General features: G+C 64.4%; 14 protein-coding genes. 5 read left to right on the top strand and 9 right to left on the bottom strand.

The window, feature by feature from the left end:
* The gene (locus LB566_RS24150) at positions 1–615 is read right to left on the bottom strand and encodes a dimethylsulfonioproprionate lyase family protein (RefSeq protein ID WP_224627910.1); all 615 of its coding nucleotides are present in this window, start codon (positions 613–615) and stop codon (positions 1–3) included.
* A gap of 144 nt (positions 616–759) precedes the next feature.
* Here LB566_RS24150 and LB566_RS24145 point away from each other — a divergent pair, with 144 nt between their 5' ends.
* Both LB566_RS24145 and mmsB read left to right on the top strand, forming a co-directional pair.
* The gene (locus LB566_RS24145; protein ID WP_224627908.1) at positions 760–1,926 is read left to right on the top strand and encodes an isobutyryl-CoA dehydrogenase; all 1,167 of its coding nucleotides are present in this window, start codon (positions 760–762) and stop codon (positions 1,924–1,926) included.
* Positions 1,927–1,951: 25 nt separating this feature from the next.
* Positions 1,952–2,836, top strand: coding sequence for a 3-hydroxyisobutyrate dehydrogenase (gene mmsB / locus LB566_RS24140; protein ID WP_224627906.1), 885 nt, complete (start codon positions 1,952–1,954; stop codon positions 2,834–2,836).
* Between the two features lie 271 nt (positions 2,837–3,107).
* Here the strand turns inward: mmsB and LB566_RS24135 are convergent, their stop codons facing one another.
* From LB566_RS24135 to LB566_RS24105, 7 genes are all read right to left on the bottom strand, one after another.
* Entirely contained in the window at positions 3,108–3,752 is a 645-nt protein-coding gene (locus LB566_RS24135) for a cytochrome c oxidase assembly factor Coa1 family protein (protein ID WP_224627904.1), read from the bottom strand.
* Positions 3,753–3,891: 139 nt separating this feature from the next.
* A complete protein-coding gene (locus LB566_RS24130; RefSeq protein WP_224627902.1) occupies positions 3,892–5,271 on the bottom strand; it encodes an aspartate aminotransferase family protein in 1,380 nt (459 codons plus the stop codon).
* A 50-nt stretch (positions 5,272–5,321) separates the two neighbouring features.
* Positions 5,322–5,462: a capsid protein gene (locus tag LB566_RS24125; RefSeq protein ID WP_224627900.1), complete on the bottom strand. Its 141-nt coding sequence runs from the start codon at positions 5,460–5,462 to the stop codon at positions 5,322–5,324.
* A 67-nt stretch (positions 5,463–5,529) separates the two neighbouring features.
* Positions 5,530–7,590 carry a prolyl oligopeptidase family serine peptidase gene (locus tag LB566_RS24120; protein WP_224627898.1) on the bottom strand — a complete coding sequence of 687 codons (2,061 nt, stop codon included), beginning with the start codon at positions 7,588–7,590 and terminating at the stop codon, positions 5,530–5,532.
* Between the two features lie 104 nt (positions 7,591–7,694).
* Positions 7,695–8,855 (bottom strand): MFS transporter, encoded by a 1,161-nt coding sequence (locus tag LB566_RS24115; protein WP_224627897.1) that lies wholly within the window; start codon positions 8,853–8,855, stop codon positions 7,695–7,697.
* Between the two features lie 94 nt (positions 8,856–8,949).
* Positions 8,950–10,125 carry an MFS transporter gene (locus LB566_RS24110; protein ID WP_224627895.1) on the bottom strand — a complete coding sequence of 392 codons (1,176 nt, stop codon included), beginning with the start codon at positions 10,123–10,125 and terminating at the stop codon, positions 8,950–8,952.
* Positions 10,126–10,287: 162 nt separating this feature from the next.
* The gene (locus LB566_RS24105) at positions 10,288–12,177 is read right to left on the bottom strand and encodes a phospholipase D-like domain-containing protein (protein ID WP_224627893.1); all 1,890 of its coding nucleotides are present in this window, start codon (positions 12,175–12,177) and stop codon (positions 10,288–10,290) included.
* A 212-nt stretch (positions 12,178–12,389) separates the two neighbouring features.
* Between LB566_RS24105 and LB566_RS24100 the strand changes: the two genes are divergently transcribed.
* The 3 genes from LB566_RS24100 to LB566_RS24090 all read left to right on the top strand — a co-directional run bounded on the left by LB566_RS24100 (position 12,390) and on the right by LB566_RS24090 (position 18,377).
* Complete coding sequence (locus tag LB566_RS24100; protein ID WP_140551371.1) at positions 12,390–13,967, top strand: trimethylamine methyltransferase family protein; 1,578 nt, start codon at positions 12,390–12,392, stop codon at positions 13,965–13,967.
* Between the two features lie 474 nt (positions 13,968–14,441).
* Positions 14,442–17,012, top strand: coding sequence for an FAD-dependent oxidoreductase (locus LB566_RS24095; protein WP_224627892.1), 2,571 nt, complete (start codon positions 14,442–14,444; stop codon positions 17,010–17,012).
* 9 nt (positions 17,013–17,021) lie between these two features.
* Complete coding sequence (locus tag LB566_RS24090; protein ID WP_224627890.1) at positions 17,022–18,377, top strand: M24 family metallopeptidase; 1,356 nt, start codon at positions 17,022–17,024, stop codon at positions 18,375–18,377.
* Here the strand turns inward: LB566_RS24090 and LB566_RS24085 are convergent.
* Positions 18,342–19,172 carry a phosphate/phosphite/phosphonate ABC transporter substrate-binding protein gene (locus LB566_RS24085; RefSeq protein WP_224627880.1) on the bottom strand — a complete coding sequence of 277 codons (831 nt, stop codon included), beginning with the start codon at positions 19,170–19,172 and terminating at the stop codon, positions 18,342–18,344. The two genes, LB566_RS24090 and LB566_RS24085, sit on opposite strands and share 36 nt — an antisense overlap.
* Positions 19,173–19,197 lie beyond the last annotated feature (25 nt).

Raw genomic sequence — 19,197 nt, 5'->3', positions numbered from 1 at the left:
TCAGCCCCTGCCCTGCGTCGCGGTCCCGGTGATCGTGGATTTCTGCGCCAGCGGCCCGCCGCGCCAGATATAGAGCGCCAGCAACGGCTCCTTTCCGGTGCGCATGGCGTGATTGACCTCGGAAGCGTGGTACACGACCTCGCCGGCCTCTCGCTTCTGAAAGCTGCCCTCGCCCATGCGCCATTCCGTGCCGCCTGTGAGCGGGATATAGATCTCCTCGGCGACATGGTGGTGGTCGGGGTAGACGATACCGGGCCCAAGGATCAGCACGCCGGCGGCGACCTCGTCATTGGCGAAGTGGCCGCGGGTGCCGAATACTTCGAGCCAACCATAATTGTCGATGAACGCCTTGCCGAAATCCGACTCGCCGTATGTCTGGCCCCAGCGCAATTCGCCGCGCTCCTGCGCCAGAAATTGCACCAACTGCTTGGCCCGCGCCGGCGTCAAATCGGCGGCGCGATCGAGATGGCGTAGGCAGCCGAGCGGATGCGGCTCAAGCTCGCGGGTCGGCATATCCCACTCTATGCGCGCCACCGCATCCTGCACCCGGACTTCATCCACGGAAGCGAGATAGGCGTGGAACCGATCTAGCAGCTCATCGAATTTTGTCGTCACATCTTGCTCCGGACATGCATTGACGCACAACCGCTCCGCGGCGGCTCGGGTTGCGCGGCGGCATCATTGGTCTAGATTGGTGCGCGCGCAAAGCCAAAAACGACAGGCCAGCGAGCCTGCTGGCCAGCATATAGGGAGCACGCCATGGACGCCGCGGTCGATGCGAGCACCAGCCAGTTCGAACTCAACGAGGACCAGCGCGCCATCCAGGAAATGGCTCAGGCCTTCGCCGCCGACCGGGTCGCGCCGAACGCGCTAGACTGGGACCGCAACAAGCATTTCCCCGCCGACGTGATCCGCGAGACTGGCCCGCTGGGCCTCGGCGGCATCTATGTCAGGGACGATGTCGGCGGCTCCGCGCTCGGCCGGCTCGACGCCGTGCTGATCTTCGAAGCGCTGTCCCACGCCGACCCGGCCTTTTCCTCCTTTATCTCGATCCACAATATGGTGGCTTCGATGATCGACCGTTTCGGCGACGACGACCAGCGCCGGCGCTTCCTGCCGAAGCTGACCTCCATGGAATGGCTGGCGAGCTATTGCCTGACCGAGCCGGGTTCCGGCTCCGACGCCGCTGCCCTGAAGACGCGGGCGGTGAAGAGCGGCGGCGACTACGTGCTGAACGGCGCCAAGCAGTTCATCTCCGGCGCCGGCGACAGCGATGTCTATGCCGTTATGGTGCGCACCGGCTCCGAGGGACCAAAAGGCATTTCCACCATCGTCGTGCCGAAAGATGCGCCGGGCCTTTCCTTCGGCGCCAATGAACACAAGATGGGCTGGCACATGCAGTCGACCCGCCAAGTCATCTTCGAGGATTGCAAAGTGCCGGCGGAAAATCTCTTATCGGGTGAAGGCGCCGGTTTCGGCATCGCCATGGCCGGGCTCGATGGCGGCCGGCTGAACATCGCCGCGTGTTCGCTGGGCGGGGCCCAGTCGGCGCTCGACAAGGCGCTGTCCTACACATCAGAGCGCAAGGCGTTCGGCTCCAGGATCAACCAGTTCCAGGCTTTGCAGTTCCGGCTGGCCGATATGGAAACCGAGTTGCAGGCGGCACGCATCTTCCTCTACGCCGCCGCCTCCAGGCTCGACCGCAAGGCCCCGGATGCGGGCAAATGGTCGGCAATGGCCAAGCGCTTCGTCACCGACACCGGTTTCAACGTCGCCAACGATGCGCTGCAACTGCTCGGCGGCTACGGTTACCTGCACGATTACGGCATCGAGAAACTGGTGCGCGACCTGCGCGTCCACCAGATCCTCGAAGGCACCAACGAGATCATGCGTGTCATCATCGCCCGCGCGTTGATCGGCCGCTGAAGCCTGCAAACTCCGGGAGAACGCAATGACGACGATCGCCTTCATCGGCCTTGGCAATATGGGCAATCCAATGGCGGCGAACCTGGTCAAGGCGGGGTATCCCGTGCATGGCTTCGACCTGATGCCGGACAATTTGACGGTCGCGCGCGAGCATGGCGTCGTCGTCATGGCCAATGCGCCGGCCGCGGTGATGGATGCCGACGTCGTCATCACCATGCTGCCCGCCGGCAAGCATGTCCTGTCGGTCTACGAAGAGATCGCGTCCAAGGCAAAGAAGGGCGCGCTGTTCATCGATTCCTCGACCATCGACGTCGATTCGGCGCGCAAGGCGCATGCCATTGCCGCAAAGCACGGCTTGCTGTCGGTCGATGCGCCGGTCTCGGGCGGTACGGGCGGTGCCACGGCCGGCACGCTGACCTTCATGGCCGGCGGCTCCGACGATGCCTTCGCCGCCGCCGAGCCGATCCTGAAGCCCATGGCCGGCCGCATCGTCCATTGCGGCGGCGACGGCGCCGGACAGGCGGCCAAGATCTGCAACAATATGATTCTCGGCATTTCGATGATCGGCGTCGCCGAGGCCTTCGTGCTGGCCGAAAAGCTCGGCCTGGCGCACCAGGCCCTGTTCGACGTTGCCTCGACCTCTTCAGGCCAGTGCTGGTCGCTGACCACCTATTGCCCGGTGCCCGGCCTGGTGCCGACCTCGCCCGCCAACCGCGATTACAAGCCCGGCTTCGCCGCCGCACTCATGCTCAAGGATTTGAAGCTGTCGCAGGAAGCCGCTCAAGCGGCGGGCGCGGTGACACCGCTTGGCGCCGAAGCGACACAGCTCTACGGCCTGTTCAACGCGCAAGGGAATGCCGGCGCCGATTTTTCCGGGATCATAAATTTTCTGCGCGGCGCCAATCAATAAGTGGTTGATAAAGCTCGTTTTTCTTTCGTGCGCTTCGCCGAAGAACCGCAAAATTTAGGTTTGCTTAAGCTCTCGATAACTCCGCGGTAACGATGTCCCTGTAAAACGGATTGCGAGGCGGATATCGCGTCCGCCCGGCGCTCCGGATCAGGTCTCGCGTCCCGGAGCCCGTAAGTTTCGCCAAGTGTTTGCGTAGCGAAACGCCAAGCGTACCTGGCAAAGCCGCGTTCCCGGTGGGGCGCGGTTTTTGCGTTCCAGGATCCGACATCCCTCATATTCCGATTGCAGCGTTCGGGATCGGCACGTGATCTTCATTGGTCAGCACGATCGGCGCATCGGCGCCATCGACCCGGACCACGAGCAGGCGCGTGCTCCACGTGCCTGCATTGCGAACCAGGTGCGAAAACACCGTGCCCTTTCCCTTGGCGCCGTGGATGGGAATGCTGAACCGCGCGTCACCCGTCCCATTCGCGTCGACGTTGAGATGGCCGCCGACCCAGAAATTGGCGGTCAAGTCGTCGCCGATAGCGGCTTTCACCCGGGTGTCGGCGCGAATGGCATCCATGGTCATGTGATAGGCGTCACTGTTCTTGATCATGAAAGGGATGCTGCCGACCATCGTCGCGCAGCCCCCGATACTGAGCACCCAGACGGCAAGACCGGCGATCGCCCAGTTGCGCTGCGTTCTGCGGAACTGCTCGGCATCGCGCCATGCACGGTTGCGCCATGCCCAGCGGCTGCCCCGCGCACCAAGCACGAAGATCATGACGATGTTGACGATCGGGATCAGCGCCAGCAGCGCGATGAAGGTGGAGTTGCCGATGCCCCAGATCCAGTTGAGGAAGAAGGCGCCCCAATTCCAGCGATCGAGCTCGGCCGGGATTTCGGCGGGCTGGTTGAGCGGTTGTCCGGCCATGGCATCCCCCGTCGGCAAAAAATTGCCTTGGCGGTTGTAGCCGATGGCGCCGGGGACCGGAACCCTCCGGTGCGCCTGGGACCGGCAATTGGGCCATCGACGGCCGGGCGTCTCGGTCACGAACGCCCGGCCATTTCTTTTACCGCTTGCGCAGATCCGCTTGCGCCAGGTCGAGCGCCTTGCCGATACGCTCGCAGGCCATGTCGATCGTGTCCCGGGTCCAGATCAGCGGCGGCGACAGGATCATCGTGTCACCGGTTGCGCGCAGCATCATTCCGTTGGCGATCGCATGGTCGCGCACGGTCACCGCGGCACTTCCCGCGGGCAGGAACCGTTCCTTCGTCGCCTTGTCCTTGACGATCTCGATCGCGCCCATCAGCCCGATCGAACGCACCTCGCCGACCAGCTCGTGCCCGGCGATGCGCTCTTGCAGCGCCTTGGCGAAATAGGGCCCGGTGTCGGTCCTGACGCGATCGACCAGACCCTCCTGCTCCATGATCTCCAGGTTCTTCAGCGCCACGGCGCAAGCCACGGGATGGCCGGAATAGGTATAGCCGTGATTGAACTCGCCGCCCTTCTCGATCAGCGTCGAGGCAATGCGATCGCCGACCAGCAGCGCCGACAGCGGCTGGTAGCCCGACGTCAGCGCCTTGGCGGTGGTGATGGTGTCGGCCTCGATGCCAAGCGTCTGCGCGGCAAACCATTCGCCGGTGCGGCCGTAACCGGTGATGACCTCATCCAGCATCAGCAGCACATCGTATTTGCGGCAGATGCGCTGTACCTCGGGCCAATAGCTTGCCGGCGGTATCTTCACGCCGCCGGCTCCCATCACCGGCTCGCCTATGAAGGCAGCGACCTTGTCGGCGCCGGCCTCGAGGATGGCGTCCTCGACCGCCTTTGCCGCGCGCAGGCCGAAATCATGATCGCTCTCGCCCGGCAGCGACAGCTCGTAGGCGTACGGCGTCATCACATGGACGATGTTGGGCACCTCTCCGTTGAGCTGCTTGTGCATGGCGTCCATGCCGCCGAGCGACGTGCCGGCGATGGTCGAGCCGTGATAGGCCATCTTGCGCGAGATGACGCGGTTCTTCTGCGGCTTGCCTTCGAGCGCCCAATAGTGGCGCACAAGCCTGAGCGCGGTGTCGTTGGCTTCCGAACCGGAGGAGCCATAGAACACCTGGTTGATGGTCTTCGGCGCGATCTCCGCCAGCTTCTTCGACAGCAGCACCGGCGTCGGCGTCGAGCATTTGAAGAAGGAGTTGTAGTAAGGCAGTTCCTTCATCTGCGCATAGGCGGCCTCGGCGAGCTCGTCGCGGCCATAGCCGATATTGACGCACCACAGCCCGGCCATGCCGTCGAGCAATTCGTTCCCTTCGGAATCATAGATGAAGGGACCATTGGCGTGGGTGATGATGCGCGATCCGGCCTCGCGCAATTCCCTATGGTCGGTGAACGGATGCAAATGATGCGCGGCGTCGAGCTGCTGAAGCTGCTTCAGCGAATAATTCTGATAGGTCATGGATTTGATCTTTCCTCTGGAACCAATCCGGCTGCGCCGGGGCGGATTCTTCAGAGGATGGCGGGTGGCGAATAGCCGATGCGGGCGCAAAGCCGCAAAAGCTCGGCGCGCAAGGTGCGCGGCGACGGCGTCACCGCGCCCCCAAATACCCGAACCCCGAAAAGGCCGGCCAATGTCACCCCGGGAGCCATGAGGGCACCTTAGAGCAAAGAAGGTTCAAGGTGAACCACCCTTTGCTCTGGTCCGATGGCTTTCGGTTCAGCCCTTCCCGCCCAGCGCCCTTTGCAGGAAAACGTACTTCATCGCGGCCTGCGCCGCCTGCGGCCGGCGGTCGCCGCGGCCGCCATGGCCGCCTTCGGTCTCCTCGAAGAAGAGCGTCCCGGCATGGCCGGCCTCCTGCAGGCGGGCGGCCATCTTGCGCGCATGGCCCGGATGCACCCGGTCGTCGGCGGTCGAGGTGGTGAGCAGCACCGGCGGATAGTCACCGGCCCCGACATGCTGGTAAGGCGAGTAGGCGGCGAGCCAGGTCGCATCTTCCGGCTTGGACGGATCACCATATTCGGCCATCCACGACGCGCCGGGCGGCAATTCGGTGTAGCGCAGCATGTCGAGCAGCGGCACCTCGATGATGACGGCGCCGAACAGCTCAGGATGCTGCGTCAGCGAGACGCCCGTCAGCAGGCCGCCATTCGAGCCGCCTTGGATACCGAGCGAGGCGGCTGTCGCAATGCCGCGCCTGACGACGTCCTCGGCCACCGCGGCGAAATCGTCAAAGGCGTTCTGCCGGTTTCCCTTCAGCGCTGCCTGGTGCCAGGCCGGACCGAACTCGCCGCCGCCGCGGATGCAGGCCTGCACATAGGCATTGCCCTTCTCCAGCCACAGCCTGCCGCGCACACCGGCATAGCCGGGCAGCAAAGGCACTTCGAAGCCGCCATAGCCGTAGAGCAGCGTCGGCACCGGGCCCTTCTGGTCACGCCGCCTGACGACGAAATAGGGGATCATCGTGCCGTCCTTCGAGCGCGCCTCGAACTGTTCCGAGACGAGCGGCGAAGCATCGAATCGCGACGGCTGCGACTTCACGGTGGCGAGCGTCTCGCCATTGTCGTCGGACCAGATGATCGAGCTCGGCGTCAGGAAATCGGTAAAGGAGAAGGACACGCTGGAGCCGAAATGCTCCGCATGGCTGATGCCGACATTGCCGTTTTCGGGCAGCGCGACAGGCTTCAGCGACCAGCCGCCCTTTTCGCGCGCGCAGACGACGACCTTGCCGCGCACATTATCCATCAGGTTGATGAACAGCCGGTCCTGCGTGCGGGCCATGCCTGCGATGGACACCCGATGCGTCGGTTCCAGCAAAGTCTGGACGGGTCCGAGTGCGCCGGCTTCTACCCAGCGCGCCAGGTCCAGCGAATAGAGACCGTCGGGCTTGCACAGCGTGCCGTCCGGCGCCGTCCACGGGCTGCGCACACCGAAGACGAGTTGATCTCTGAAGATCGCCGTATCGGTCATGTCGTCAGGCAGCGGCAGGCGCCTGTTCTCGCCCGAAGGCAGCCGCAGGAAAATATGCGAAGCGAAGAAATTGAGCGTTCGTGCCAGCACGAGATAACGCCGGTCGCCATCGAACTCGAGCGCCGCGCCAACGGCGAGGTTTTCCTTCTGCGCCTCGAAGATCGGCGTCGCGTCTTCCAGCCTGGTCCCGCGCTTCCAGAGCTTGACCACGCGTGGATAGCCGGATTCGGTCTTGTCAACCTCTTCGAACGCTGCCGAGACGATCACCGTGTCCTTGTCGAGCCAGCCGAAGCCGGATTTGGAAGCGGGCGCGCGAAACCCGTCCTCGACGAAGGATCTGGCCGCGATGTCGAATTCGCGCATCTCGCTGGCGTCGCCGCCATCAGGCGACATCGAAACCAGGCAGCGGTTGAAATCGGGGTAGAGCCGGCTGGCGCCGCCGAACACCCACTTCACTCCCTCCTTCGTCGCGAGCTGGTCGAAGTCGATGATGGTTTCCCAGTCCGGTCTGTCGGTCTTGTAGGAAGCTATCGTCGTGCGGCGCCACAGGCCCAACACATTGGTCTTGTCCTGCCAGAAATTATAGACGTGGCCGTTGAGCGCGGAGCCGACGGCGATGTTGTCCTCGGCGGTCATCAGATCGAGCGCGGTTTCGAACGATGCCTGGTAGGATGGATCGCCCTGCAATTGCGCCACCGTGATTTCGTTCTGGCGATGTACCCAGTCGAGCGCCTCCTTGCTTGTCCTTTCCTCCAGCCAAAGAAAGGGATCATTGGTCGCCAAGCCAGGCTTTGTCGTCGAAATGGTCATGCGGGTCTCCGGGAAATCGGGGGGCGGCCCTGCCTACATCGCGTCAAAGGGCGCCGGATTCAAGGTGTCGAAGCCGCGTCATCGCGGCAGATCGCTTCAGGCCGTCACACGATCCGCCGCCGGATGACGGTCGCAGCCGCCAGCGCCAGGCAGATCGCGCCGAGCGTCACCGGCAGGCCGCTCGCGCCGATCCTGTCCATCACACCGCCCGCAAGCGGTGGGACGAGGATGCCGCCGACGCCCCACATCAGAGAGAAAGCGGCATTGCCGGCGACCAGCGCCGAGCCGCTGAAACGCTCGCCGAGTTCGATGATCGCCATCGTATAAATGCCGTAGGACACAGCGCCCCAGACGAAGATCATCGGCCAAACCAGCGGCGTTTCGATCAATAGCGGCAGCAGCAGACAGCCGAGCAGCGTCAGCACCAGGCAAATGAACCGCACCAGGCGCGCCGTCAGCCGCTCGGCCAGCAGGCCGAGCGGCACCTGCATGGCGATGTTGCCGGCGATCATCGTCGACAGCAGCGCCGACATGCGGCTCTCGGCGATGCCATAATGCGTGCCGTAGACGGGCAACAGCGCCAACACCGCCTGCTCGAATCCGGCAGCCACGACCACTGCCGACAAAAGCAGCCATGCCAGCGGCATGAAGCCCATCACCGAAAGTCGATGCCCGGCCTCGTCGACCTTGGGCAGGCGCCTGATCACCAGGGCCAGGCAGCCGCCGCAGAAGATGAAGGCGCAAATGCCGACCAGGAATGGCGGCCAGCCCTCCGTACCGACGGCCAGCAGGCAAAGCGGCCCGGCGGCGAAGCCGGCCGAGATGATCGTGGAATAGACGCCCATGATGCGGCCGCGCCGGGCCGGCGGCGCCAGCGCGATCACCCAGATTTCGCTGAGCACGTAAAGCGGATTGGTCACCGCGCCGATCAGGAACCGCAGCGGAAACCAGAGATAGAGATTCTGCGTCCAGCCGATCAGCGCCAGCACGACCGCCGAGAGCGCCGCGCAGGTCAGCGCCGTGCGCCCTGCCCCGAACCGCCGCGCCAGTGACGGAATGAGCGGCGACGAGACGATGAAGCCGATCGGCGTCATCGCCGCCGACAGGCCGATCATGACAGGCGAAACGCCCTGCCGCTGCAGGATGAAGCTCAAGAGCGGATAGGACAATCCCTGCGCGATCGCGAACACCGACACGGTCGCGATCACACCGGTGATCGCTGCCCACTGCATCGTCTCGTCGCGCTTCGGTTCCACCCGGTCCATGATCCACATCGCCTCTCGGCTGCAGGCTTAGCGTTTCGACCGGACAGCCGTAAGCCCCAAAGCCCGAACCCAAGCTTGTTCCGGCCAAACTCTGTCAGGAGCCTCTGCGGCTGGCCGATCTGTAGAGCGCGAAGGCGACCAGCAGCGCATCCAGGCCGACGATCACCGCAGGCAATCCCAAAGGCCCGATCGCCTGCATCACCAGGCCGGCGCTGGGCGGACCGACAATGCCGCCAACGCCCCACAACAAGGCGAAAGCGGCGTTGCCGGTGACCAGCAGCGAGCCCTTGAACCGGCTGCCGAGTTCCACCAGCGCCATCGTGTAGACGCCATAGCCGACCGCTCCCATCACCAGCAGCACCGCCCAGATCAGCGGCGTCGTGATCAGCAGCGGCAGCAGAAGCGCACAAACGGTGGTCGCCACCGCGCAAACCAGGATCATGGAGCGGCCGCCGAAGCGTTCGGCGAGCAGGCCGAGCGGGATCTGCAGCAGGATATTGCCCAGGGATAACGCCATCACCAGCGCGGCGAGCACGGCTTCCGGCAGGCCATAGCCGGCGCCGAAGACCGGAACCAGCGCGTAGGTGCTTTGCTGGACCGCCGCCGAGACCAGCACGGCAAGCAGCAGCGCCGGCGCCAGCCGGGCAAAACCGACAAAGCTGCCGGCTGGCTGGCCGTCGTCCTCGAAACCGGTGAGCTTTGAGGAGACAAGGCGCAGAATGACAGCGCAGAGCACGAAACCGCCAATGCCGACGCTGAAGGGGGCCCAGCCCGACGTGCCGACCAGGGTCAAGGTGAAAGGCCCGGCCGCGTAGCCGGCCCCCATCAGCGTGTTGAACACGCCCATCACCCGGCCGCGTCGCGCCGGCGGCGCCAGCGACAGCGCCCACACCTCGCCGAGGATATAGAGCGGGTTGATGACCACGCCGATGATGAAACGGAGGACGAACCACGCCACCCAGTCCTGAAGATAGCCGATGCCCAGGAAGCACAGCGCACCGATCAGCGAGCAGCCGACGGCGAGCGTGCGGGCGCCGACCAGCCGCACGGCAGCCGGCACGAACGAGGCAGACAAGATCAAGCCGACCGGCATCATCGCTGCCGACAGCCCGATCAGGCCCGGCGACATGCCTTGCTTCTGCATCAGCAGCGTGAACAGCGGGGAGCTCAGCCCTTGCGCGGCGCCGAACATCGCCAGCGCCGCGGTGACGCCGGCGAGCGCTGCCCACTGCGTTGCCGCTTCGCCTTGGCTCGAGCCGGTCGCGACCATGCTGCCGTTCCATGAGTGAATCGCCGACCTGCGGATCGGCAAGCCATCAGCTACCGGTTCGATCCCGGGAAAGGAAGGGCCGGACAGCGAAATCCGCTTGCGCCAACGGCTGGCGCCGGGCGGAAAGGCTCGCGCCAACAGCCGGCGGCCCTGCCGGCAGCGCTACGGAAAATATCGTGCGATCGCGCCTTTCCTGCCTTGCGCGTAAGGCTTCAGCCACTTGTCATCGGTGGACAGCCCATCGTCATCCGAAGGTCCCTTGCCGATGGTCCTGCGCCAGGCGCGGAACTTGTAGTGGTCGAACACGTCGAGCATATGCACGGCATAGGCCGCGGCGAAAGTCTTGTCGCCTTCGACGATCACCATGTTCTCGTCGTTCTCGTACGAAGCCTTGTAACCGAGATTGTGGCTGCCGGTGACGACCGTCGCGTTGTCCTCCATCGGATCGATGATGACGATCTTGTCGTGCACGATCGCATGGCCGACGGTCAGCACCTCCGCCTGGAAATCCCGGGCGATCGTGGCGCCGGTCAGGTTCGCCGCCCGCACGATGGAAACGTTCGGTGCCTCCCAGACCTTGTCCGGATAGACGAAGGGCGACTTGCCGTCCCTGTTCGACTTATGGGTGACCGGATCCTTGGTCGACGCGACATAGTTGGGCATGGCGGTCTCATCGCTGATCGCCCCTTGCACGATCAGCTTCGGATCGGCTTTTGCCGCCGCCACCGCCTGGTCGACGATCGAATTGTCGCCGAGCCGCGAAGGATTGAACACCAGGAACAGCACGGCGCGCCTGGCCGCCTTGATGCGGGCGAAAAGGTCCTCGAGATCGACCGGCCGCACCGAGATGTCCTTCTTGTTACGCTCGGGATCATTGGGCGAGAACCACACCGTCATGCCGTCCAGCGCCGCCGTGGCGCCATTGAGCGGATTTGGCCTGTGGTTCTCCCTACGGAACGGCACGCCTTGCGTCTGCGCGACGTGACCGGCAGCACTTTCCGTGGCCGGCGGCGGGAACAGGTCGGCCTTCATGCGCTGCCAGTAGGCGTCGAAGATCTCCGCCATCGCCGGGTCGTCGCGGATGAAGGCGTTGTTGGATTGCCCGCAAATGCCGGTGGAGGTCCAGTTGGTGCTGCCCGTCATCACCGATTGCGGCTTGCCCTGCGCATCGCGATAGACGGCGAACTTGTTGTGGCCGATATGGTTGTTGTTGAACAGGCGATCCGTCACCGCGACGCCCGCGTCGTGCAGCCGCTTCCGGTAAGGTGCGTTGGCCGCGTCCCAGGCCTTCGTCTGGTCGTCCCTGCCCGAATTGGAAAGAATGACCTCGACGACATCCTTGGCGGCGATGATTGCGTCGCACAGTTCGTCGTCGCCAAGCTCGTAGAGCGCAAGCCTGACCGTGCCGCCTTCGGCCTTGGCCCGTTTCAAGAGGCTGGTCAGCACGTCGGGCACGTCGCCATGCAGGTAGGCGCGTATCTTGCTGGCCGGGTCCTGCAGCACAGCCCTGATCTTGTCGCGTTGACCGACCTTGATGCCGGCCTCGGCCAGCGCGCGCGACATCCATTGCGTCGACAGCACGCCATTGGTGAAGGCGACGCGCGCCTTGCCGAACATCTGACCGAGGAAGATCGGCGGACTGACCGCGCCCCGGCCGAGGTAGCCGAGAGGGCGCGCCGGCCCCGTATAGGTCTTTTCGGGACGCACCGGCACGGGCTCGAGCCCCGCCTTCATGTCGCCGACCGGACGCACCCGGTAGGCGATCATTTCGCCGTCCGGCCTGACATCGAGGCTGTCGCGGCGTCGCCGGACAGTGAGATCGCGCCAGAATGTCTTCTGCACCGGCCAGACGCCGGTATCCTGAGGAATCCAATCCTTGTTGCGCTGTCCCTTGAACGGCACCCAGGACGCCAGGCAACGCTCCTCGCCGGTGTCGGGATAGAGGCGGACGATCTCGAAGCCCAGGCAGCCCGGGATCATCCCGTCGATATCCCAGGAGAGGAACGCGACTTCGTTGTTGGTGGCGGCACGCACTTTGACGACGTCAGGCATGGCTCTCCCTCCAGAGATATTGGACGCACAAGCTTATCAGAAGCAAAAGACGATACTGCAACGCATGGCCCCCATCCGCCGGCCTGCCTAGGGACCACGCAGCTCCCGTCCCGGCATGTCGCTTCCCTCGCTCTAGTGGTCGCCGCCTCCGCAATGGCCGGACAGCCGCCGGTCCATTATGCCGCCCACTTTCGCATCGTACGAGGCCCCTCATGACCGCCGCCCTTCAACCCGCCGAACCGGCATTGGCAACCGATCGTGCCCGCCGCGGCGGCCGCGCCGGAAAACGCGCAGGCGGCTCGGCCGCGTTCGAGCAGCCGCCGTTCCGCCAGCTGAAAATCCCGCTCCAGCCGACCAAGCTGGTCTCCGACGACGAGCTGGAATCGATCCATCTGGCCTCGCTGCGGGTGCTGAAGGAGATCGGTGTCGACGTCCTGCATGACGAAGCCCGCCGCATCATGAAGGAACATGGCGCCGACGTGCGCGAAGGCAGCGAGCGCGTGCGCTTCGACAGCGACATGATCCTCGATCTGGTGTCGCATTGCCCGTCTGAATTCACCATCCATGCCCGCAACCCCGCGCATAATGTGCGCTTCGGCGGCGATAATCTGATCATCTCGATGATGGCCTCGGCGCCCAATTGCTCGGACATCGATCGTGGCCGCCGGCCCGGCAACCAGCAGGACTATCGCAATTTCCTGCGCCTGGCGCAGATGCACAACATACTGAACTGCACGGGCGGCTATCCGGTCGAGCCGATCGACATCCATCCCTCCGTCCGCCACCTCGAATGCATCCGCGATCTCGCCACGCTGACCGACAAGGTGTTCCACATCTATTCGCTCGGCAAGGAACGAAACGTCGACGGCATCGAGATCACCCGCATCGCGCGCGGCATCAGCCACGAGCAGCTGCTCGAAGAGCCGTCCGTCTTCACCATCATCAACACCAATTCGCCGCTCAAACTCGACGTGCCGATGATGGAAGGCATCATCCAGATGTCGAGCAAGGGCCAGGTCGTCATCGTCACGCCGTTCACCCTGTCAGGGGCCATGGCGCCGGTGACCATTGCCGGCGCGCTGGTGCAGCAGAACGCCGAGGCCCTGTCCGGCATCGCGTTTGCCCAGATGGTCCGGAAGGGCGCGCCGGTCGGTTATGGCGGCTTCACCTCAAACGTGGACATGAAGTCCGGCGCGCCCGCCTTCGGCACGCCCGAATACATGAAGGCGCAACTCGTCGGCGGCCAGCTCGCCCGCCGCTACAACATCCCCTACCGCACCTCCAACACCTGCGCGGCCAACACGGTCGACGCGCAGGCCGCCTATGAAAGCGTGTTCTCGCTGTGGGGCGCCATCCAGGGCGGCGGCAATCTGATGATGCACGCCGCAGGCTGGCTCGAAGGCGGCCTGCGCTGCTCCTACGAGAAGACCATCCTCGACATCGACCTGTTGCAGATGGTGGCGGAATTCTTGACCCCGCTCGACCTGTCCGAACAGGCGCTTGGCTTCGACGCCATCCAGTCGGTCGGTCCCGGCGGCCACTTCTTCGGCACCCAGCACACGCAGGATCGCTACAAGACGGCCTTCTACTCGCCGATCCTGTCCGACTGGCGCAATTTCGAGACCTGGGCGGAAGCCGGCTCGCCGACGGCGCTCGAAAAGGCCAACAAGGTGTGGAAGGAGCGGCTGGCCTCCTATGACGAGCCCTACATGGACCCGGCGATCCGCGAAGAGCTCAACGCCTTCGTCCAGAAGCGCCGCGCCGAAGGCGGCGCGCCGACCGATTTTTGATCTGTATTGGCTTCATGAACAGTCGACTCTCACTCCGTCGAGCTGCGCTCGACACCTCTCCCCCGATCGACGGGGGAGAGGAAGGGCGCGAGCTTATGCTGGGAGGCTCACTTCCTCGCCCTCCCGAGGGGAGAGAGGTGGCGCTGCGAGCCAGCGACGGAGCGGGGGATGGCGCTGGCGAAACGCGCAGTCGCCAGGATTGGGCGGCTTTGGAGCGAACTCATCCGCGCCGTCATCCTCGGGCTTGTCCCGAGGATCTAACCACTTCTCAATTCCGATCGCACTACTCTGGCGAGGGACGGCAGATCCTCGGGACAAGCCCGAGGATGACGCAGGCTTGTGATATCGCGTCTGCGAAACCATCCATGCCGCGCTTGATGGCAGGCTGGCCGAAGACATCGCTGCCTCCGACCTCCGCTTTGTCTTCGCGCCCCGCTCACCCGATTCAATTTCTCTAAAAACGGACCTACCTTCATGAAATCCCATGTAAAAGCGGTTGTCATCGGCGGCGGCGTCGTCGGCTGCTCGGTGCTCTATCACCTGGCCAAGGCCGGCTGGACCGACATCATGCTGATCGAGCGCTCGGAGCTCACCTCCGGCTCGTCCTGGCACGCGGCGGGCGGCTTTCATACGCTCAACGGCGATCCCAACGTCGCCAAGCTGCAGGCCTACACCGTGCAGCTCTACAAGGAGATCGAGGAGCTTTCCGGCCAGTCCTGTTCGCTGCACCTGACCGGCGGCGTGATGATGGCTGACTCCCCCGAGCGCATGGACTTCCTGCGGCTTGCCCATGCCAAGGGCCGCTATCTCGGCATGGATACCGAGCTGATCACGCCATCCGAGGCCAAGGCGATGTTCCCGCTGATGGACGAGACGAATTTCGTCGGCGCCATGTGGGATCCGGTCGAGGGTCATCTCGATCCATCCGGCACTACGATTGCGTACTCAAAAGCGGCGAAAAAGCTCGGCGCCGAGATCGTGCTGCGAAACCGCGTCGTCGAACTGACGCAGCAGGTCGACGGCACCTGGAACGTCATCACCGAACAAGGCACGGTTCACGCCGAGCATGTCGTCAACTGCGGCGGCCTGTGGGCGCGCGAGATTGGCCGCATGGTCGGCCTCGAACTGCCGGTGCTCGCCATGGAGCACATGTATCTCCTGACAGAACCCATGCCGGAGGTCGAGGAATTCAACAAATCGACCGGCCGCGAGATGATCGGCGTGATGGATTTCAAGGGCGAGATTTACACCCGCCAGGAGCGCAACGGCATCCTGCTCGGCACTTACGAAAAGGAGTGCAAGCCGTGGTCGCCGGTCAACACGCCCTGGGATTTCGGCCACGAGCTGTTGCAGCCCGACCTCGACCGCATCGCGCCGTCGCTGGAGGTCGGTTTCAAGCATTTCCCCGGCATCGAGAAGGCCGGCATCAAGCAGATCATCAACGGTCCCTTCACTTTCGCATTGGACGGCAATCCGCTGGTCGGCCCGGTACAGGGCCTGACCAACTTCTGGTGCGCCTGTGCCGTCATGGCCGGCTTCAGCCAAGGCGGCGGTGTCGGCCTGGCGCTGTCCAACTGGATGGTGCATGGCGATCCCGGCTTCGACGTCTGGGGCATGGACGTCGCCCGCTTCGGCGAATGGGCCAGCCTGCGCTACACCAACGCGAAGGTGCGCGAGAATTATTCACGCCGCTTCTCGATCCGCTTCCCCAATGAGGAACTGCCGGCAGCGCGCCCGGCGCAGACGACGCCGCTCTACGACACCATGCTCGCCAACAACGCCGTCATGGGCGACTCCTGGGGCCTTGAGACCCCGCTATGGTTCGCGCCGAAGGGCAAGGAGCCCAAGGATATCGTCTCCTTCCACCGTTCCAACGATTTTGGGCCGATCGGCGAGGAAGTGCGCGCCACGCGCGAGCGCGTCGGCGTCACCGAAATCGCCAACTTCGCCAAATACGAGGTCTCCGGACCGGGGGCGGAGGATTTCCTCAACCGGCTGATGACCAACCGTATGCCGAAGGCGGGCCGCATCGTGCTGACACCGATGATCAACGAATTCGGCAAGCTGATCGGCGACTTCACCATCGCCAAGGCAGCGGAAGAACGCTTCATGATCTGGGGCTCGTCGGCCGCGCAGAAATATCACATGCGCTGGTTCGAAAAGCATCTGCCGAAGGACGGTTCGGTGCGGATTCACCGCTTCGACCAGACGCTGGTCGGCCTGTCGATTGCCGGACCGAAGTCGCGGGACCTGCTGCAGAAGCTGGTCGATGTCGACATCTCGACCAAAGCCTTCCGCTTCATGGATTTCCGCGAGATGGCGGTCGGCGGCGCGCCCTGCATGGTCAACCGCATCACCTATACCGGCGACCTCGGCTACGAGATCTGGATGGCGCCGGCCTATCAGCGCTTGGTTTACAAGGCGATCAAGGATGCAGGCGAAGAATTCGGCCTGGTCGATTTCGGCATGCGCGCCCTGCTGTCGATGCGCCTGGAAAAGAACTTCCCGACCTGGTTCCGCGAACTCAGGCCGATCTACGGACCGTTCGAAGGCTCGATGGACCGCTTCATCAAGCTGGAGAAGAACGACTTCATCGGCCGCGACGTGGCCGCCAGGGAACGGGCCGAAGGACCGAAGCTGCGCCGCGTGTCCTTCATCGTCGAGGCGGCCGACGCCGATGTGATGGGTGACGAGCCGATCTGGGCCAAGGTCAGCAAGGACTACGGTACGGTGGAAAAGCCGCATGGCTTTGGCGCGCCGCGCTTCGATGCAGCGGGCAAGGAACTGCGTGGTTCCAAGGCGGCGCAAGGCGCGTCCGCCGTGCGCGGCATCGTCGACGGCGACTGGCGCGTGGTCGGTTGGGTAACCTCTGGCGGCTATGCACACTACGTCCAGAAATCGATGGCGCAGGGCTATGTGCCGGCGGCGCTGGCCGAGGATGAAAGCGCCGGCCTGTTCGAGATCGAGATTCTCGGCCATCGCCGTCCGGCCCGCATCAATGTCGAGCCGCCGTTCGACCCGAGCGGCGAGAAGATGCGGAGCTGAGGTTTCGCCATGGACAGCGCGGCGCCAAAGGGGAGCTTCGGCCGCCATCGCAAGATCATGCCGTTTGTATCAGGCTCGATCGAGGCGCTGCGCGACGCCTCCCGCCAGAAGGCGGCCGATCTCAACCAGCATGTGCTGGGCTACGGCGCGATAGCCGAAGCGGAATGGGCGGCGGCGGGCATTGCCGCCCCCGACTTGGCCGAAATGCGCCGATACCGGCTGGGGCGCATCCGCGCCGAGCTGAGGCGCCGCGGCTACGCCGGTGCGCTGCTCTACGATCCCGTCAACATCCGCTATGCCACCGATTCCACGAACATGCAGCTTTGGGTGGCGCACAACCCGACACGGCATTGTTTCGTTGCCACCGAGGGGCCGGTGGTGCTGTTCGACTATTTCTCCTGCGAGCATCTGTCGGACCATTCCGGCGTTGTCGACGAGGTTCGCCCCGCCGTCTCGTGGATGTATCTCTACAGTGGCGAGCTCACCGAGCAGAAAGTCCGCCGCTGGGCGGCCGGGATCGCCGATCTGGTGCGGGAACATGGCGGTGGCAACGGCCGCATCGCGGTCGACCACATCAACCCGGAAGGCGTCGAGGAACTTGCCCGGCTTGGCATCTCCATCGGCAATGGCGAAGCGGTGATGGAGAATGCGCGGCTGATCAAATCCCCGGACGAGATCCTTGCCATGCGCCGCGCCATCCTCGCCTGCGAGGCGGCAATGGGCGAAATGGAACAGGCGCTGAAGCCCGGCATCTCCGAGAATGAATTATGGGCCGAACTGCATCGCGGCAACATTGCCCGCGGCGGCGAATGGATCGAGACGCGGCTGCTGGCTTCGGGCCCTCGCACCAATCCATGGTTCCAGGAATGCTCCTCGCGCCTCATCGAGGCGGGCGATCTCGTCGCCTTCGACACCGACCTGATCGGCCCCTATGGCTTCTGTGCCGATCTCTCGCGCACCTGGCTGTGCGGGGATGTGAAGCCAACCGACGAACAACGCGATCTTTTCCGCATCGCCGCCGACCAGATCGCCCACAACACGCAACTGATGCGGCCGGGCATCTCTTTCCGCGATCTTGTCGAGCGCTCGGCGGTGCCGCCCGGCGACTGTTTCCCGGCCCGCTATGGCGTGCTCTACCATGGCGTCGGGCTGGCCGACGAATACCCGACCTTGCCGCATGCCGACGACTGGACATCGGACACGCCGGACGGTGTGATCGAGCCAGGCATGGTGCTGTGCGTGGAAAGCTATATCGGCAGGCTCGGCGGGCGCGAGGGCGTCAAGATCGAGGAACAGATCCTGATCACCGGCACCGGCAACGAAAAGCTTTCAACCTATCCGCTGGATGCGAGGCTGCTCGGCTAAGCCGGCAAGGGCTTCGCGCATCGCGGCAACCGCTTTTTCCGGCGTCGCTTTCGCGGTGATGAAGGGCAGGCCCTTGCGAAGGCCCGTCCAGCCGACGACCTTCACTTGCCGGGCCGCCGGTTCGAAGCGCTGCGCCAACGCCCAGCTCTCGCAGTCGATCGCCGCGACATCGGCCCTGCCCTCGGCCACGGCGACGATCGAAGCGCGATGTCCGCCGCTTTCGCTGCGCGAGGAAAACACATCGAGGCTTTCGCCCAGCGCTTGTAGATCGCGCGTCGGCGCGATGATACCGGACATGGAATCGAGGCTGTTGAAGGTGAAGCGTTTGCCGCGGATCAGATCGAGCGGGATGACGGGCCTGCCATTGGCAGGCGCAGGCACGGACGCCTTGCCGTCCGCCCGCATCACCAGCGCGCTCGAATAAAGCTCGCCCTGGCCGCCTTCGTAGAGGTCATAGCTCGGCTGGCCGACAAGCTGCACATGGCTGGTCAGGCCAAGCTCCATCGGCCCCCAGCAAGTCTGCGCGAACAGCAGTGCGGGATGCAGCCAGAGCTGGTGAAAATCGAGCGCGTCCGGCGGCAGTGTCGCTGGATCGGGCGCGATCAGGACGCCGGCGTCGTCAAGGATGCCGCCCGGCACCGGCGGCAGATCGCCGTTGCGGCGAATGACGGACTCCGGCGCATCGATTATCCCCCCTTGCCGGAAGGCATCGCGCAGCAGTGCCCATTGGGCGTCGACCTCGCGGTGCGCCTCGGGCCAGTCATACATCGGCAGCGCTGCAATGAATTCGCTCATGCCGGGATTTGACCATCAAATCTGG

This window comes from Mesorhizobium sp. CA13 (assembly GCF_020165235.1).
In the GTDB taxonomy this organism is placed as follows: domain Bacteria; phylum Pseudomonadota; class Alphaproteobacteria; order Rhizobiales; family Rhizobiaceae; genus Mesorhizobium.
Note: the sequence above shows the minus strand (reverse complement) of the source record. Positions and strands in the feature narration are given on the sequence as shown.

Coding starts and splice junctions, on each gene's coding strand:
- LB566_RS24145 (WP_224627908.1), top strand. CDS start 760: ATGGACGCCGCGGTCGATGCGAGCACCAGCCAGTTCGAACTCAACGAG.
- mmsB (WP_224627906.1), top strand. CDS start 1,952: ATGACGACGATCGCCTTCATCGGCCTTGGCAATATGGGCAATCCAATG.
- LB566_RS24135 (WP_224627904.1), bottom strand. CDS start 3,752: ATGGCCGGACAACCGCTCAACCAGCCCGCCGAAATCCCGGCCGAGCTC.
- LB566_RS24130 (WP_224627902.1), bottom strand. CDS start 5,271: ATGACCTATCAGAATTATTCGCTGAAGCAGCTTCAGCAGCTCGACGCC.
- LB566_RS24125 (WP_224627900.1), bottom strand. CDS start 5,462: ATGGCTCCCGGGGTGACATTGGCCGGCCTTTTCGGGGTTCGGGTATTT.
- LB566_RS24120 (WP_224627898.1), bottom strand. CDS start 7,590: ATGACCATTTCGACGACAAAGCCTGGCTTGGCGACCAATGATCCCTTT.
- LB566_RS24115 (WP_224627897.1), bottom strand. CDS start 8,855: ATGGACCGGGTGGAACCGAAGCGCGACGAGACGATGCAGTGGGCAGCG.
- LB566_RS24110 (WP_224627895.1), bottom strand. CDS start 10,125: ATGGTCGCGACCGGCTCGAGCCAAGGCGAAGCGGCAACGCAGTGGGCA.
- LB566_RS24105 (WP_224627893.1), bottom strand. CDS start 12,177: ATGCCTGACGTCGTCAAAGTGCGTGCCGCCACCAACAACGAAGTCGCG.
- LB566_RS24100 (WP_140551371.1), top strand. CDS start 12,390: ATGACCGCCGCCCTTCAACCCGCCGAACCGGCATTGGCAACCGATCGT.
- LB566_RS24095 (WP_224627892.1), top strand. CDS start 14,442: ATGAAATCCCATGTAAAAGCGGTTGTCATCGGCGGCGGCGTCGTCGGC.
- LB566_RS24090 (WP_224627890.1), top strand. CDS start 17,022: ATGGACAGCGCGGCGCCAAAGGGGAGCTTCGGCCGCCATCGCAAGATC.
- LB566_RS24085 (WP_224627880.1), bottom strand. CDS start 19,172: ATGAGCGAATTCATTGCAGCGCTGCCGATGTATGACTGGCCCGAGGCG.